Raw genomic sequence first — 16,212 nt, forward strand, 5'->3', positions numbered from 1 at the left:
GGCAGCGGCTGAACCCGCCCCGGTCGATACGACGACGGCGGCAGCGGCGGTGACGCCGGAAACGAGAGAGCGGCGAAGTCGCATACGGAGCCTTTACTGAGCGGGCGGGACGGGAGGCCGGGGACGGACCCCCTCTGACACGGCTCAAGCCCCAAAACCGTGCCACGCCCCCCACACCCCCCACCCACGCCACAACCCCGTACCGCCGACTGCCCCACCCAAGTTCCTCCTATCAGCCGACTTTCCCAAGATCCCGATTGCCACAACACCGCCCTGTCAGCGGCACGAGGAACTGCGCACCAAACCCCAACGACCCGCAGCTCGCCCGCCCCCATGCGCCACCCCTACACCGCCCCGCAAGGGGCACGAGAAACTGCGCGCCAAGCCCCCACCCCCCGCAGACACCCCTCACCCGCTCCCAACGCCCCCCCCAAAGCCCCCCCAACAAATCTCAATACGCCCCGCCACACCGTCCCTTAAGGGGCGCGGGGAACTGCGCGCTCAACCCCCACCAACCCGCAGAAGCCCCCCCCCGCACCCCTAACCCCACCCGCCCCTAACCCCGCCCCACCAAAACCGCCCCCTCGGCCCGCCCGAACACCCCCGCAAGAACCAACTGCGCAGCCCCCTCAGCAACCCCCCGCTCACCCCCAGCAGCAACAGCAACGGGCACCTCCACACCCCCACCGCCCCGCCGCGCACAAGCGGCAACAACAGCCCCCACCCCCCGCACAAACCGCTCCTCGGCAGCGAGAACCACCCGCCCACCCAACAGCACAAGGTCAATGTCAAGCAGGCTGACCAGATTCCCCGCCCCCACCCCCAGCACCCGCGCCGCCTCGTCCAGATCCCCCCGCCCGACCGCCGCCAGGCACAACGCCTCGATGCACCCGCGGTCCCCGCACCCACACTCCGGCCCGTCCAGCTGAATCACCTGGTGACCGAACTCCCCCGCCCCGGTCCGCGCCCCCCGGTAAAGCCCCCCGCCGAGCACAAGCCCAGCCCCGAGCCCCGTCCCGAGGTGCAGATAGGCGAAGGACTCCGCCACCCCGCCCAGCGCAAGCCCCAGCGCGGCAGCGTTCGTGTCCTTGTCCACCACCACCGGCAGCCCGAGCCCCAGCCGCGCAGCGAACGCCTCCCGCAGCGGAAACCCGTCCCACGCGGGAAACCCCGTAACCCGGTGCAGCACCCCCTCGGAGTGATCGAGCGGCCCCGGCAGCGCGACCCCAACACCCAGCAGCCCGGCAAGCAGCCCACCGGGCAACCCACCCCCCAGCCCCGCCACTCCACCCGCACCCTCGCCCCGCCCAAGGCCCCCGGCCAGCACCCGCACCACACCCACCGCCACATCCACCACCACCTCCGCACCAGCAGCGAAATCCAGCGGCGCCCGGCGTTCCGCGACCACATGCCCCGTCAGGTCGACCAGGACCGCCGTCAGTTCGTCGCGGTCCAGATGCAGCCCCACCGCGTGGCCCGCGTCAGGGACGAGCCGCAGCAGCGTCCGCGGCTTGCCGCCCGTGGACGCCCGCCGGCCCGCCTCCACCGCAAGCCCCTCCGTACGCAGCCGCGCGGTGATCTTGCTGACGGCCTGCGGCGTGAGCCCCGTACGCTCGGCCAGTTCGAGACGGCTTATGCCGCCCTCGCCCGCCGTGCGCAGCAGGTCGAGCACGAGGGCGGCGTTGTGCCCACGCAGCGCCGGCAGGTTCACTCCGCCGCCCGCCCGGCCACCGCTCCCCTTACCGCCACCACTGCTACCGCTACCGCTACTACCGCCACTCGCCCCCGCATCAGTCCTGTTCACACCCCCCATTGTCGCCCGCGCTTGCGCTTTGGCAACACCGTTGCTTAAGTGGAACTCATGACTGGTACAGGCTCAGGCGCCCCCGGCCCCCACGGCTCCCCGCTACGCGTAGCCCTCATCGGATACGGCCTCGCGGGCTCCGTCTTCCACGCCCCGCTGATCGCCGCCACCGAGGGCCTCACCCTCGACACGGTCGTCACGTCGAACCCGGAGCGGCAGGCGCAGGCCCGCGCCGAGTTCGGTGACGGGCTGCGCTTCGCCGCCTCGCCCGACGACCTCTGGGCCCGCGCGGACGAGCTCGACCTGGTGGTGATCGCGTCCCCGAACAAGACGCACGTCGCGCTCGCGACCGCCGCCCTCAAGGCGGGCCTCCCGGTCGTCGTGGACAAGCCGATCGCGGGCACCGCCGCCGAGGCCCGCGAGCTCGCCGCGCTCGCCGACGACCGCGGTCTCGTCCTCTCCGTCTTCCAGAACCGCCGCTGGGACAACGACTTCCGCACTCTCCAGAAGCTCATCGCCGACGGCGAACTCGGCGACGTATGGCGCTTCGAGTCCCGCTTCGAGCGGTGGCGTCCGCAGCCCAAGGGCGGCTGGCGCGAGTCCGGAAACCCGGAAGAGATCGGAGGTCTGCTCTACGACCTCGGGTCCCACGTCGTCGACCAGGCCCTCGTTCTCTTCGGCCCCGCGCAGACCGTGTACGCGGAGTCCGACGTCCGCCGCCCCGGCGCCGAGGCCGACGACGACACGTTCATCGCCATCACGCACCTCGGCGGCGTCCGCTCGCACCTGTACGTGAGCGCCACCACCGCCCAGCTCGGCCCCCGCTTCCGCGCCCTCGGCTCGGCGGCGGGCTACGTGAAGTACGGCCTCGACCCGCAGGAAGCCGCACTCCGCGACGGCAAGCGGCCCACGGACGAGGGCAGTTGGGGCGAGGAGCTCGAATGCATGTGGGGCCGGGTCGGCTCCGGCGAGTCCCCGCTGACCGGCGGCGGCAGCCCGGTCAAGACGCTGCCCGGCGACTACCCCGCGTACTACGCGGCCGTGGCCGCGGCGGTCCGTGGCACCGGCCAGAACCCCGTCTCCGCGTACGAGGCCGCATCGGCGCTCGACGTCCTGGAGGCGGCACGCCGCTCGGCCCGCGACGGTGTGACGGTGGTCGTATGACGACCCCCACGCCGACCGGCCCGCCCACGGTCGAGGAGCTGGAGACCCAGGAACTCCGCCTGGTCCTGCCCCACTTCACGTACGAGGACGCCTGGGCACTCGGCACCCTCCTGGTCGACCTGGCCCGCGAGCGCCAGGCCCCGGTGGCCGTCGACATCACCCGGGGCGGCCAGCAGCTCTTCCACGCGGCGCTGCCCGGCTCGACCCCGGACAACGACGCCTGGATCGCCCGCAAGCGCCGCGTCGTCGAACGCTACGGCTGCTCGTCGCTCCTGGTCGGCACGCGTTTTCGCGCCAAGGGGACGACGTTCGAGGAGTCCTCGCGCCTGGACCCGGACGTGTACGCGGCCCACGGCGGCGCGTTCCCGATCGCGGTGCGCGGCGCGGGCGTGATCGGCACGGTGGTGGTCTCGGGCCTCCCGCAGCTGGCGGACCACGCGCTGGTGGCGGAGGCGCTGGAACGGTTCGTGTAGCAGCGCCCCCAAGGGGCGCGGGGAACTGCGCGGCCGGCCACGACGCACCCGCAGGTGGGAGCCGACGGAGGAGACCCCTCCGTCGGCTCCACCGGGGAGCACCAAGAACCGCCGCACCCCCGCCCCGAAGGGCTACGCGTCCTTCAGCTCCTGCCGCTGCCTGCCGAGCCCCTCGACCTCGAGCTCCACGACATCCCCGGCCCGCAGATACGGCTTCGGCTCGGGATGCCCCATGGCCACCCCCGCCGGCGTACCGGTGTTGATGACGTCACCCGGGTACAGCGTCATGAACTGGCTTACGTAGCGCACCACTTCGGCCACCGGGAAGATCTGCTGGGCCGTCGTCCCGTCCTGCTTCAGCTCGCCGTTGACCCAGAGCTTCAGGGACAGCGCCTGCGGGTCGGGGACCTCGTCCGCCGTCACCAGCCACGGGCCGAGCGGGTTGAACGTCTCGCAGTTCTTGCCCTTGTCCCAGGTCCCGCCGCGCTCGATCTGGAATTCGCGCTCGGATACGTCGTGCGACACCGCGTACCCGGCGATGTGCGCGAGCGCCTCCTCGTGGGACTCCAGGTAGCGGGCGGTGCGCCCGATGATGATCGCGAGCTCGACCTCCCAGTCGGTCTTGACCGACTTGCGCGGCACGAGCACGGTGTCGTCGGGACCGACCACCGTGTCCGCCGCCTTGAAGAAGATGACGGGTTCGGCGGGCGGCGTCGCCCCGGTCTCCCGCGCGTGGTCGTGGTAGTTCAGCCCGATGCACACGACCTTGCCGATCCGGGCCACCGGCGGCCCGACCCGCAGCCCCGCCGCGTCGAGCGCGGGCAGCTCGCCCGCCCCGGCGGCGGACCTGATCCGGTCGAGGGCGGCGGTGTCGGCGAGCAGCGCGCCGTCGATGTCCGTGACGGTCCCTGACAGGTCCCGCAACGTCCCTTCGGCGTCGAGCAGCGCCGGGCGCTCGGCCCCCGCCGTACCGACTCGCAGCAGCTTCATGGTCAATCTCCCTTGGTCGAGCGGGCCCGGTCCGTACTGACCGTTCGCGTGGCCCGGCACCGGCCGATGGGTTGCGGCCATCGGAGGTTTGGCCGATCCTCCAATCTCGCGGTCCATCCCGCAAGACCCTGTTCATAGACCGGACCGTTACCCGGCGGTAGCCAGCGCCCCGGCACCGAGCGGCACGTCGCGGTAGAGGACGGCCCGCTCGACCGCGCTCCAGGTGGTGCTGGTGACCACGTACAGCGCGGCGGCGAGCGGCACGAAGGCGACGGTGAACAGCGTCATGAACGACATGAACGGCATCACCTTGGTCATCGCCCCCATGCCGGGCATCTGCTGCCCCGCGCCCCCCGCGTTCCCCCCTGGCGTGGCCGCGGCACTCGCGGCCATCTGCTTCTTCGTACGCGAGAAATTGAAGGTCGCGACGGCGGCCACGATCGCGAAGAGCCCGAGGTAGACGAGCCCCTGCGCCCCGAAGACCCCGCCGTCGCCGAGCGCGTCCGCCCAGCGCCCGCCGAGCGGCGCCTCGAACAGCTTGTGCCCGAGCAGCGCGTTGGCCTCGCCGCCGATGCTGGAGTTCGAGAACAGGTGGTAGAGCAGGAAGAACGCCGGGAGCTGGAACATGCTGGGCAGGCACCCGGAGAGCGGCGAGACCTTCTCCGCCCGGTGCAGTTCGAGAACCGCCTTCTGGAGCTTCTCGGGATTCTTGGCGTGCTTCTTCCTCAACTCCGCGATCTGCGGCGACAGCTTGGCGCGCGCCTTCTGGCCACGGGCCGAAGCCCGCGACAAGGGGTGGACGAGGAGTCGTACACACGCTGTGAACAACACGATGGCGGCGGCCATCGCGGAGGCGTGGAAGACGGGTTCGAGCAGGTCGGCGAGGGAGCCGACCAGATCGGCGAACAGGGACATGAAGCCGGACAGGAAGTCGAACATGGGGAAACCCTCCGGGGGTCTCGTCGTGCCGAGGAAAGGAAGCTGACGTCGGCGTGACGACTCGCGGAAGGGGGTGCTTCAGGTCAGGTCTCTGTCGCGCCCTACGCGGCCGTCATGACGAGACGGCCCGGTGCTCGGGGCCGCCTGCGCCCGGAGGCGTCGGGATCGCGCTGCGGCAGGAACGCCGTGCGCTTCTCGCGGTCGCGGATGGCTGTACGCACCCGGGTGCGGGGCACGGCGGGCGCGCAGCGCGCGGCGATGAGCGAGCAGAGGGCGAGCGCGGAGCCCGCGGCGGCGGTCGCGGCGAGCGCGACGGCGGCGGTGAGGCTGCTCGCGTCGAGGAGAACGACCTCGACGAGGAGGAAGAGGAGAAGTCCGGTGGGACGGAGGGCGGCTTTCCAGCTGCGGATCATGTCCTGCATCGCTTCCCGTCCCTCCCTCCAGTAGAGCCAGTAGAGCCGGCACAGCCGACCCGTCATCTCGTACTGCCGTTATACAGGATGCGCCCATGGGGGACACAGGGTCGGGCCCGGCCTACCGCGGCCGCATGGACTCCAGCTTCCCCCACACGACGAGCCGGTACTTGGAGGTGTACTCGGGGGTGCAGGTGGTGAGGGTGATGTAGTACCCGGGAGAGCTGTAGCCGTGCCCGGCCTTCACGAGGCTGCGGGGCACGGAGCGGATGACGCCGCTGTCGCGGGCGGAGGTCTGGCTCAGCGCCTTGTCCACGACGTACGTATAGACGGCCTTCTTCGTCTCGGCGACGAGCCGGTCCCCGCCCCTCAGCCGGTTGATGCGGCGAAAGGGCTCTCCATGGGTGTTGCGATGCCCGGCGAGCGCGAAGTTCCCACCCTGACCGGGTTGGGCGGTACGCGGATAATGCCCGACATACCCCTTGTTGAGTACGGCACTCTTGCTGACCCCTTCGGCGACGGGCACCCGGATCCCGATGCGCGGAATGCGGAGGACGGCGTAGGCCTGGTCCCAGTCGGGCGCCGGGGCGGAGACGGCCCGCTGGCGCCGACCGGACTCGGTGGAGCCCCCCGAGCCGGGGTCGGCAGCGGCACCGTCGCCGACTCCGGGGGAGCCATCCGCCCCCGAACCCGAACCCGAATCCGACTGATCCGGCCACTGATCCGACTGACTCCCCGACTCCCCCTCCTCCTCCCCCTCCCTCCCCCACTCCCGCTCAAGAGCCTGGACCTTGCGCTCGGCGCCTTCGCGGGCCTGGCGATTGGTCCACCAGAGCTGGTGGACGACGAGGAGGAGCAGGACGAGCCCGCAGGTGACGGCGGCTTCGGCCCCACCCCAGACAAGACGAGCACCGCGCCCCCGCCGCCCGCGACGCCCCTGCACGACGACAGGAACCCGATCCGCAGCCCGATCGCGCACGCGGGCACCTCCCCTCCCAAGAGGGCGGCAGGTTAAGCCCAAGCCCGCCAACTAGCCATGGCGACCGCAGGACGACACCACGACGCCCCGACCCCCCGACGCCACCAGGGAAGCCACTACGGGAGGAGGCCGTCCCGTTCCCGACGGCACGGCCACCCCGATCCGCCCTGATCTGCACGGCAACCCTGCTGCAACGCCCCCACTCGGCAGTACGGTGTCCCGTATGCGCCCCGACACGCCTGCCGACCACATCGCCGAAGCCGAGCGCCTGGAGCGGACCGCCGGCTTGTACCCCGAGGACTCCGAGCACCTGCTGCTCCAGGCCGCGGCCAACCTGGAGCTGGCGGGCGAGCGCGACCGCGCGACCACGCTCTACGACCGCCTACTGGCCCCCGACGCTCCGCACCCCGCGTCGGCCCCGACCCTGATCCGGGCCCTGAAGGCCTCGAACCTCTGGGAGTACGGCCACGAGGCGGAGGCAAGGGCGATCATCGACGGCGTACGGGCATCGGCCCCACGCGACCCGGCGCCCTGGGTGATCGTGGCGGAGTCCCTGGAGTCGCACGACGAACTGACCCAGGCCCAGGAAACCTTCACGCAGGCCCTGGAACTCCTGCTCCCGCCCGGCACCTCCGGCGGCGCCCCGTCGTACGAACAACGCCCGCTCCTGTTCGGCCGCCACAGGGTGCGCCGCCTGCTGGGCGCCACGCACGACGCATGGGACGCACTGGCGGACGAGGTCTCGACGTCCCCCGTCCCCCTGGACGAACTGCACGACCCGAAGCGGATCTGGTCCCTGGGCTCGGACAACCCCGCGGAACTCCGCGCCGAAATCTCCCGCATCCAGGCAGAGTTGGGCTCGTACAGGGAGGCGCTCTCCCGCCCCTTCCCGGTGGCGGTCCTGCACTGGCCGGCCACGGAACTGACGGAACTCCTGACGGCGTACCCCGCCCTGGAAACGGAATACCCCTCCCACGAGGCCCACTTGACGACCATAGAGGCCTCCTTGCGGGAACTCTCAGCCTCCGGCACCCCGAACCTGGGAATCGTCACAGGCACGGTCCCGTCCTACGAGGCTTTCGCAGCCTCAGAGGGCGCACAGCCGACGGAGGCGTCGCTACTACCGCAGTACGCGACGACGCTGGCCGCGCGGGGGCGTGCCGTGGGGTGGCCGCCGGAGGCGGGGGCGGGGTGTTGGTGCGGGTCGGGGCGGGCTTATGGGGAGTGCCACGGGGGCGACGGGGCCTGAGCTGGCACCCGAGGCTCCACTCGGCGTGACTCCGCGATCGTGCACCGAGCGGACGTCGGGAAGTAGGACACTGAAAGCATGCGCGCCGCACCCCCCTCCAGCCCCGACGTCTCCGCCCGGATGAGCCGGCAGACCAATCGGGACACGAGTGCGGAACGGGCGGTGCGGCAGCTCCTGCATGCGTCCGGATACCGCTACCGGACGCACTATCCGGTGCCGGGTATGCGCAGGCGCAAGATCGACATCGCGTTCACGCGCGCAAGGTTGGCCATCTTGATCGACGGCTGCTTCTGGCACGGCTGCCCGGCGCACGCCACCAGTCCCAAGGCGAACGCGGAGTGGTGGCGACAGAAGCTCGATCGCAACATAGAGCGGGATCAGGAGACGAACGCCCAGCTCTTGTCCGAAGGCTGGACGGTCCTGCGCTTCTGGGAACACGAGTCACCGGACGCCGTCATGCGTCAGGTGGCCGCGGCCGTCGAGCGGGAATATGCAAGCAGACGGGAACCACAGCGAAAAGGCGGGGGCCGATGAGCAAACTACGATTCGTCGACGTGTGCGCAGGGGCGGGTGGATTGGCCTTGGGGTTGGAACACGCCGGATTCGAACCCGTACTGCTTATCGACAAGAAGCCTGTGGCGTGCGACACGCTGCGCACGAACCGTCCGACGTGGCAGGTTCTGGAGTCGGATCTACTGGAATTCTCCCCCTCCCGGCACAAGGAGATCTACGACGTAGATCTACTCTCAGCCGGACTACCCCGCGTGAAGTCCAGCGCGACCGTCGCGCGAACCGATACCGGGGCCGAGCTGCGCCTACTGGAAGCGACCGTCTATCTGGCGCATGCCGTCCAGCCCCGGACGCTGATCATCGAGAACGTACCGGGCCTTGTGGGCGCCCCCGATTTCGAGCCGATACGCGATTTCATCCGCAAGGAGCTCGATCACCTTGGCTATCAGTTCCGGTGGTTCGTACTGAACGCAGCCGACTTCGGGGTACCGCAGGACCGGAAGCAGGGACTGCTCGTCGCACTTAAGAAGCAGTACTTCGACAAGTTCCGTCCGCCGGAACCGACGGTGAGCAGGCATCTGTCCGTAGGCCGGGCCTTGCGCCACTCGATGGCCATGGGCGGTTGGCGGGACGCCGACCGATGGGCGGCCCAGGCGCTCAGCGTGGCTCCCACCCTGGTGGGCGGGTCGGACAGGCGGGGAGGCGCGGATCTCGGACCGACAGGGACGAAGAAGGCCTGGGCCCGGATGGGCGTCGACGGAGGCACCGTGGCCGACGATGTTCCCGACCCAGACTTTGCCTGGGCCCCGGAGACGGGTCGGCACGGGATGGTCAGGATCACGACGGACCAAGCCGCTCTCCTGCAAGGCTTCCCGTCCGACTGGAGATTCACCGGGAAGAAGACAGCCCGCTATCGCCAGATCGGGCATGCCTCACCGCCGCCGGTGGGCAAGGCACTCGGGCTGGCAGTTCGAGCCGCGCTGGGGACGCCCGCAGGTGCCGTCGCCGGCTACACTTCAACCCCATGAACAGCCCAGGAACGCAAGCTCACCATCTCGACGACGTCCGCATCTTGGATCTCTTCGCAGGCCCTGGTGGACTTGACGTCGCCGCGCACTTCCTGGGATTCAAGAGCATCGGGATCGAGTTGGACCGAAACGCGTGCGAGACACGCTACGCAGCAGGTCTGCCGACGATCCACGCTGATGTGAGCGTCATGCGCGAGACCCGCTTCGACGAGATTCCCAAGTCGGTCGACGTGCTCGCCGGAGGGCCGCCCTGCCAGTCCTTCTCGGTCGCCGGCAAGGGCGCGGGACGGAAAGCACTGGAGACGGTGGATGAGTTCATCCACCGTCTCGTGGGCGGGGAGGACGAAGCCGAGATCGACAAGGATCTTCATTCTCTCGGCAAGGACCCGCGCACCGCTTTGGTCCTAGAGCCCCTCCGCTGGCTGCTCAAGGCGATCGAGACAGAGGATCGCGACCCGTACAAGGTGATCGTTCTGGAGCAGGTACCCGCGGTCCTGCCCCTCTGGGAGGTCTACGCCAAGCTTCTGCGTAGCGGCGAAGGACGACTAAGAGGCGTCAAGTACGAAGCTGAATGCTGGGAGTTGAAAACCGAGCAGTTTGGAGTGCCGCAGACCCGCACACGCGCCGTACTCGTCGCTCGGCGCCCGGGTCATGGGGCCATCCAACCGCTCGAAACGACTCACCTGCCGTTCGACTTGCACCGGGGGAAACGCAACGCTGCGCAGGCGGACATGCTCCCGACCGAATCCGCGATTCCCGGGCCCAAGCAGTCCTGGGTCTCCATGGCGGAGGCACTCGACACGGCGAGCAAGCTTGAGAACTCCGCCATGGCTACATCCCGACTTCGGACGGGGGGCAAGATGAAGTTCTTCGTCGTCTCGAACTACGGTTCCGGGGGCGACCCGAAGAACAGAGGCAGGCGCCTGTCCTCGGAGCCCTCATTCACAGTCACCGGGAAGATCTCCCGGAACAAGGTCTACAAGAGCGATGCGGAATACGAAGCTGAGAAGTACGACCGCTTCACCATCGCCGAGTCCGGGGTGCTCCAGACCTTCCCACACAACTTCCCCTGGTCTGGCAACGACCGGGCACAGCAGGTGGGCAATGCGGTGCCCCCACGACTCGGCATGCACGTACTCAGTAAGGCATTGCGCGGGGACGCCCCCTCCGACGCCGAGTTGGAATCAGCGACTACTTGGCCGAGCGTGCCTCAGACCACCACGGACGAGTTGCGCGACATCGGGTGCGGCGACCAGGGCCGATGCCCTCCGGACGAGCATAAAGTCACTCGCTCTGGTCGGAAGTCCGCCCCCTGACCTGCGCGTCCGCAAACAGCTCCTCAAAGTGACCTACCAGTGTCTCAACCGCACCCACTGGGGCCCGCTCCTCCTCCGGCCCTTCAGGCAGGTTGTTCCTGGGCGAAGGTAGCGATGATTCGGCATCCGCGATCCAATCGCGCAACGGCTCCCCGTCCCGCTCCCCGTCCGGAGCTATGACGTCGTACATCAGAGTCGCCGCAGCAGCGTTGATTGCGGGCGTCAATGCGTTCACTTCACGACCGGTGCGCACGGTGCCTCGCTCCATCAACCTGACAAGGGCCAGAGCGGTAGGGCGATGATCGATTATGTCCAGCCGCAGAGTGGAGTTGAGCATGTCCTGGTTGCCGCAAGCCACCACGACGGGGCGGTAGTCCGAACCGTCCCGGAAGAGTTCGGCAGCCCACCAGAGCCTGGCAAACGCCTGCTTGTAGTGCGGTCCGACGAACTTGTCCCGGGCAACGCTCCCGTGCAGAGCACCGGCTTTCGGTTCAGACAAATGCCGCCACACGACGTAGTCCGGCGCCACGCCAAGGGCCAGATACGTCCAGAGCCCCTTCTCAGCTGCTTCCCGACGGGTCAGTCTCATGGTCTCGTGCAAACGCGGTGCCAGCCACGCATCCGCTGCCGTGGGCCGCTCGTCCCGGAACCTGTTCAGCGCTTCATCGATAAGATCCCGCACTCGATGCAGTCGTAGTCGCGCATCGTCGCCCGACAATGTCTCGGCAACCTTGTTCAGCGCGATGGAGGGGACGTCCTCTCGTCCTTCGAGCAGTCCGGTGGAGATGTAATCGGCAGCCTGCACATCGGAGATCAGGGCAAGTCGTTCCGGCAGGTGCTCTGGGCGGGAAGTCACGAGTTGGCCTCCTGGCCCAGTCGTTCGATGTCACGGACAGTGGCGGTCAACGCTTTGGGGACCTCGGCACGACGGCTGGCTGCGTACTGGATCCGCGGCTGCAGGTCCGTCCAGCTCTCATCACCCGTACGCCGGATATATACCTCTCGGAGGGCGTCTTCCTCCGACCGCCCGGGGACAATGTCCGGGAGCATCTCGCGGAGCACCGCACCTCGCCAGTCGGGCGGAAAAAGAGGAGTCCCGTCGTCCTCGATGTCCAAGTCACCGATAGCAGTGTGGAAGACCGCGGTCCATACATCGGCGCACATCTGGGCCAGCAGCATCTCGCCCACCACGCCCTCCAGTGTCGAGCCCTGGCCTTCCACGAGGGCCACGAGGCCCTCGAAATCCGAGTTCAGGCGAACAGTGGGCATCCGCCCTGAGGTGTCCACGATCCAAGGGGCGTCCCGGAAGCTACGCAACCACTCCGCACCGCGGGCGAAGCTGACTGTGCTGAACTCGAGTTGACGGTCCCGGAGCGGGGCAGCAGCCGATACGTCGATAAACCATTCCAGGTCCGTGGAGGCGACGATCCTCCCCGGTGTGCCTCCGACTGTTGCCACCACGTGTACTGCGAGGGATGCACGGTCCAGGTGGTCATCCCGGTCGAGCTCGATCTCTCCGGTCCACTCCCTGCCCCCGTCTGCTGGACCTGACAGCCGTGCGACAGTGCGCAGGTTGGTAGCCCCCTCTGTCAGAACGGCGACAACGGTGATGTCCGACCAATGGCCCTTCGCCTCGATCTCACGAGCCGGCACAGTCGCCTTCAAGGTCAGCCGTGCACTCTGCCAGTCGTCGCGCTCGGCTCTACCTAGTGCCACGACCTGCTCGACAACCGAGAATGCTCGGGTGTCCAACTGCTCACGGATGTCGCCTGGGCCGCGTAGCCGCACAGCCGTGACGCGCGCTGTCACCGCACCGGTCAGTCGGGGGTACGGGTAGGCCCTCACGCCACGCCCCCCTTGCTCTCTTGGAGCTCGACAACAAGGCCGGTCAGCCCAGCCCGCACCGGATGCGTGGCCACGTCGGTGACCCCTCGAAAGACTGCACGGCGAGTACCCGGAGCGAAACACAGTACGCCGTCGACCAGTTCACAATTACTGACAGCCACCAACTCTGCCCACTTGACCACTGGACGCGTGCCGGATCGCACCTCCAGCTTCGCCACAGGGCTCATGCGCCATGGCTCCTCCCCATACGTCACCTTGACCTCGGCGGTTACCTGCCATGCCCCGGAGGAGTCGACCACAGCCTGCAATTCGTTTAGTTTCGGGGGTGTCATCACCCCTCTGGCCTTGGTGGTGGCCCTGCCCGAGATCTTGAGCCGCTTACTGACCCTGCTAGTACCGCGCGCCTTCTTCTCCGCGGGAATTGCCACAAGTTCGTGCACGGCTCTGTTGGTCTCCGAAGTCAATGCCTGAATGCGTCGATGAGCCGACGGGGAATAGCGCATCCTCAACTCCTCCGTCTGAGACCACTTGTTGTGTTCAGGCGGCTCGGAGAATCGCAGGAAGTCCTCGGCCTCGGCCGCGAACGGGGCGTCGGCTCCTGCCGCCCGCCCCGCAAGCAGCACGGCCTGGAACGGGTTGGTCCCGACAGGCAGACGAGGTACCCAACTGGTCTTGACCGTCATGCGATTGCCCCGCATCTGGGTCACCCGATTTATCGGGCCGTCGGCATCCGTGGCGTCGGTGACGAGGAGCACCGCCCGGTGCTCACCTGCGGAGCCAGCAAGGCCATCCTTTTCCGGGACTTTCAATGGGACGTAGACAAGCGCCACTTGGGCCGGCTCGGTGAGGCGATTCACAGTAGTGCCACTGAGGAAGGCTCGGAGAGCGCGTGAGCGCGCGGGTTGATGCACATCTGGATCGACCCGTTCTTCCGCAATGCATTCCACGCCGTTGCGCAGCGTCCGCACCGACGCCTCCAGCAGTGACCGGCGGCCGTCTCCCGCTGTCATCGCAGCCCAGAAGTTGCGCCCGAGCGCCCCGACCAACCTCTGGTGCATGCGCTCCAAGCTGTCTTCGTCGTCGCCCGCATCGCCATCTTGGTCCTGCCCGGCCCCAGCGAGACTGGCCACGTCATGTGCTCCGACAATCAAGAACGATGTGCCGGGATCATCGCCCTCGCGGGTGAGATGAAGGCTTTCGACCGTCTCTTGATCGGCCCACCAGGAACGGACAACCTCCCCGTTGTCCGCCTCGACATCCGGCTGACCCAACCAAGCGGGGCCGGCGAATCTCCTGCCGTCCACCTCCCGCCAGGGCAGGTCGAGACGTCCGATCAGCCGCCTTCGAGTATGCCCGTGGTGCGGCTCGGAGAGCGTGGAGTTCATGAGGACCAGCCCCAACCTGCTGGTCGCCCAGAGCGTGGCCTTGCCGAGACCGTATGAACCGCCTGCCGCCGCGTCCGACTTCCGACTGTCCAACTGGCGCCGCACTACGGCAGCGAACCGACCGTCCTCGTAGTCGTCGCCGGTGAGCCCGTTGGCGTTGTAGTCGTCCACACGAAGAAGGACCAGCCGATCCCGCTCGAGCATCTCCCTAAGACCGGCACTTATGACGCGTCCGACCTTCTGGTCCTGCGCGGCGGCCGCCTCGTAGTGGGGATGAAGGTCATGCCAGCGGATCGCAGTACGAAACCGGGCCAGGTGGTCGCCGGTCAGTTCGTGCAGGGTGTAACAGACCCTGACCGGACGGTCGTTCCTTTTGTCACGCTCGTCGAGGCTGTTCTGGGTCGCCTCACGGGCCAGGACCTCCAGATCGGCCTCGAAGGCGAACGCCGCCGCATTGCCGAACTCCCGCCCGCCATCGTCGTGCCCAGGGCGGTGATACCAGACGGCTGGTGTCTTCACTTCCTGGTTCGGGCGCCCTGGCGAAGCACCAGGATCACGCGAGGTCTCTTCCTGCGGGAGGCCCAGGGCCTCCCGCACTCCGGCCAGGAGCTCCGGGTGAGGCACGGAACGGCCACCAAGCCAGGCTTCGACGACCGCACGCGTCGCTCCCAACCGGACAGCGAGTTGGCCTTCATCGATCTCGATGTCGTGCATCCGGTCGGCCAACCAACGACCGAACTCCGCCTCTTTCGCGGTCACTGCTTCCCCTCTCCCATCGGAACCGTTCACGCCATCGGGATTCCCGCTCCTGAAGCCCGGTATCGGGTCTTCGGCATGCGCCTCCGCCTGAGCCGCCGAGACCGCACGAACTTTGGGCGCTCGTTTGGCTCTCTTCCCTTCGGCGAATTGAGGGAATTCTCGACTTCTAACCTGCGCACCCGGATCATCAGGGTCCAGTCCCAACTGGACCCTCATCTCCTTCATGGCCCGCTTCTCGATCTGCCGGATACGTTCCCGAGTGACACCTAAATCCTTCCCGATGTCGTCCAGCGTCCAGGGTCTACCATCAAAGAACCCAAATCGCAGAGACAGAATCTTCCGTATGCGATCCGTGAAATCACACGCATCAAAGAGCTGGAAGAGCTCTTCGCGCTCGAATTGAGCCCACAGCGTCTGCTCCGGCCCCGGCACAGGGTGGAATCTGTCAACCACCAGCTCCCCAAGGGTCATGTTCTCGCTGACAGGATGCTCCAGCGAGAGAACGAGCCGACGACTGAGCCGCAGACACTCATGCACCTTCTCCGGCTTGAGTCCGCATGCCAGTGCGAGATCGTCGATATTGGGCACGACGCCTTGGCTCAGGAAATTTCGTTCGGTCTTCCGTACCTTCTCAATATAAGTCCACATGTGAATCGGGAGCCGAATAGCAGCACCTTCGTCACCGATCGCACGACTGATGCGTTGCCTGATCCACCAGGTGGCATAGGTGGAGAATTTATATCCCATGGAGACGTCGAATTTCTCCACTGCACGCATCAGCCCGATCATTCCGTGCTGTGCAAGATCTTCGTACATCAAGCCACTCTGAGCATGTCCCGAACTCTGCAGAATCTTGTGAACGAGCCGCTGATTGTGAACCACCATCGCGGTGAAGGCCCGATAAGCCTCACCGACTCTCGGTAGGTGCGCGGCGTATCTGTCGGGCAAGGCCTCCGAGGCCGTTTTCCCCTCACGGAACAAGAGGCAGAGTCCGACTTCCTCCTCAGCGCTCAGGAGATGCCGGTGAGGGTGGACTCTCCAACGATCGGCGTCGAGCAACCGCCGAGCAGCCCGGCGGGCAGCCTGCTGATTGTCGACACGAACCTCCCCACGCCGCGACTCGAGATTCGGAGCCTCTTCCTCCTCTCCCATAACTGGATCAAGGACATCGTCGGCCTCGGCATCTCCGACGGCTGAGTCGAGATCATCGTCAGCCTCGGCGTTCTCTGCTCGTTGATCACCGAGAGCGACTGCAGGTTCAGGCGCGGCCGATTCGCGCGCGACTTCGCCTACGCCACCTCCCGACTCATCCGCAACGAGGGCGGCACACAACGACCGCTTTTGCTCCAGATCCAGTC

General features: G+C 67.7%; 15 protein-coding genes and 1 pseudogene. 7 read left to right on the forward strand and 9 right to left on the reverse strand.

Features of this window, described 5'->3' with window-relative positions:
• Window positions 1–556: 556 nt before the first annotated feature.
• The gene (locus tag ACFUPX_RS26755) at window positions 557–1,813 is read right to left on the reverse strand and encodes an ROK family protein (protein WP_383327707.1); all 1,257 of its coding nucleotides are present in this window, start codon (window positions 1,811–1,813) and stop codon (window positions 557–559) included.
• Between the two features lie 48 nt (window positions 1,814–1,861).
• Here ACFUPX_RS26755 and ACFUPX_RS26760 point away from each other — a divergent pair, with 48 nt between their 5' ends.
• On the forward strand, window positions 1,862–2,968 hold the full coding sequence (locus ACFUPX_RS26760) for a Gfo/Idh/MocA family oxidoreductase (RefSeq protein WP_383327710.1): 1,107 nt from the start codon (window positions 1,862–1,864) through the stop codon (window positions 2,966–2,968).
• On the forward strand, window positions 2,965–3,441 hold the full coding sequence (locus ACFUPX_RS26765; protein WP_383327713.1) for a heme-degrading domain-containing protein: 477 nt from the start codon (window positions 2,965–2,967) through the stop codon (window positions 3,439–3,441). The genes ACFUPX_RS26760 and ACFUPX_RS26765 overlap by 4 nt, the downstream gene beginning before the upstream one ends.
• 132 nt (window positions 3,442–3,573) lie before the next feature.
• Here the strand turns inward: ACFUPX_RS26765 and ACFUPX_RS26770 are convergent, their stop codons facing one another.
• The 4 genes from ACFUPX_RS26770 to ACFUPX_RS26785 form a co-directional block, all read right to left on the reverse strand.
• Window positions 3,574–4,431 (reverse strand): fumarylacetoacetate hydrolase family protein, encoded by an 858-nt coding sequence (locus ACFUPX_RS26770; RefSeq protein WP_383327716.1) that lies wholly within the window; start codon window positions 4,429–4,431, stop codon window positions 3,574–3,576.
• 147 nt (window positions 4,432–4,578) lie between these two features.
• Window positions 4,579–5,358, reverse strand: a complete 780-nt coding sequence (locus tag ACFUPX_RS26775; protein WP_383327819.1) for a YidC/Oxa1 family membrane protein insertase — start codon at window positions 5,356–5,358, stop codon at window positions 4,579–4,581.
• 113 nt (window positions 5,359–5,471) lie between these two features.
• Window positions 5,472–5,792 carry a DUF6412 domain-containing protein gene (locus ACFUPX_RS26780; RefSeq protein ID WP_383327719.1) on the reverse strand — a complete coding sequence of 107 codons (321 nt, stop codon included), beginning with the start codon at window positions 5,790–5,792 and terminating at the stop codon, window positions 5,472–5,474.
• 112 nt (window positions 5,793–5,904) lie between these two features.
• Window positions 5,905–6,762 (reverse strand): class E sortase, encoded by an 858-nt coding sequence (locus tag ACFUPX_RS26785; protein ID WP_383327722.1) that lies wholly within the window; start codon window positions 6,760–6,762, stop codon window positions 5,905–5,907.
• A gap of 223 nt (window positions 6,763–6,985) precedes the next feature.
• Here ACFUPX_RS26785 and ACFUPX_RS26790 point away from each other — a divergent pair, with 223 nt between their 5' ends.
• From ACFUPX_RS26790 to ACFUPX_RS26805, 4 genes are all read left to right on the forward strand, one after another.
• A complete protein-coding gene (locus ACFUPX_RS26790) occupies window positions 6,986–8,011 on the forward strand; it encodes an SEC-C metal-binding domain-containing protein (RefSeq protein ID WP_383327725.1) in 1,026 nt (341 codons plus the stop codon).
• 78 nt (window positions 8,012–8,089) lie between these two features.
• A complete protein-coding gene (locus ACFUPX_RS26795; protein WP_383327728.1) occupies window positions 8,090–8,545 on the forward strand; it encodes a very short patch repair endonuclease in 456 nt (151 codons plus the stop codon).
• Window positions 8,542–9,549, forward strand: a complete 1,008-nt coding sequence (locus ACFUPX_RS26800; protein WP_383327731.1) for a DNA cytosine methyltransferase — start codon at window positions 8,542–8,544, stop codon at window positions 9,547–9,549. Before ACFUPX_RS26795 ends, ACFUPX_RS26800 begins: the two co-directional genes overlap by 4 nt.
• Window positions 9,546–10,865 carry a DNA cytosine methyltransferase gene (locus ACFUPX_RS26805; protein ID WP_383327734.1) on the forward strand — a complete coding sequence of 440 codons (1,320 nt, stop codon included), beginning with the start codon at window positions 9,546–9,548 and terminating at the stop codon, window positions 10,863–10,865. Before ACFUPX_RS26800 ends, ACFUPX_RS26805 begins: the two co-directional genes overlap by 4 nt.
• On the opposite strand, the gene ACFUPX_RS26810 is transcribed toward ACFUPX_RS26805, so the two are convergent.
• From ACFUPX_RS26810 to ACFUPX_RS26825, 4 genes and pseudogenes are all read right to left on the reverse strand, one after another.
• Window positions 10,834–11,721, reverse strand: coding sequence for a DUF6339 family protein (locus tag ACFUPX_RS26810; RefSeq protein ID WP_383327737.1), 888 nt, complete (start codon window positions 11,719–11,721; stop codon window positions 10,834–10,836). The two genes, ACFUPX_RS26805 and ACFUPX_RS26810, sit on opposite strands and share 32 nt — an antisense overlap.
• Window positions 11,718–12,710 (reverse strand): hypothetical protein, encoded by a 993-nt coding sequence (locus ACFUPX_RS26815; protein WP_383327740.1) that lies wholly within the window; start codon window positions 12,708–12,710, stop codon window positions 11,718–11,720. The genes ACFUPX_RS26810 and ACFUPX_RS26815 overlap by 4 nt, the downstream gene beginning before the upstream one ends.
• Window positions 12,707–14,809, reverse strand: a complete 2,103-nt coding sequence (locus ACFUPX_RS26820; protein ID WP_383327822.1) for a transcriptional regulator — start codon at window positions 14,807–14,809, stop codon at window positions 12,707–12,709. Before ACFUPX_RS26820 ends, ACFUPX_RS26815 begins: the two co-directional genes overlap by 4 nt.
• Window positions 14,810–15,067: 258 nt before the next feature.
• Window positions 15,068–15,739 (reverse strand): annotated as a pseudogene (locus ACFUPX_RS26825) (RNA polymerase sigma factor RpoD/SigA); the annotation flags it as partial.
• Between the two features lie 138 nt (window positions 15,740–15,877).
• Here ACFUPX_RS26825 and ACFUPX_RS26830 point away from each other — a divergent pair.
• Entirely contained in the window at window positions 15,878–16,051 is a 174-nt protein-coding gene (locus tag ACFUPX_RS26830) for a hypothetical protein (RefSeq protein WP_383327743.1), read from the forward strand.
• Window positions 16,052–16,212 lie beyond the last annotated feature (161 nt).

It is taken from the genome of Streptomyces sp. NPDC057302 (genome assembly GCF_042667685.1).
In the GTDB taxonomy this organism is placed as follows: Bacteria; Actinomycetota; Actinomycetes; order Streptomycetales; family Streptomycetaceae; genus Streptomyces.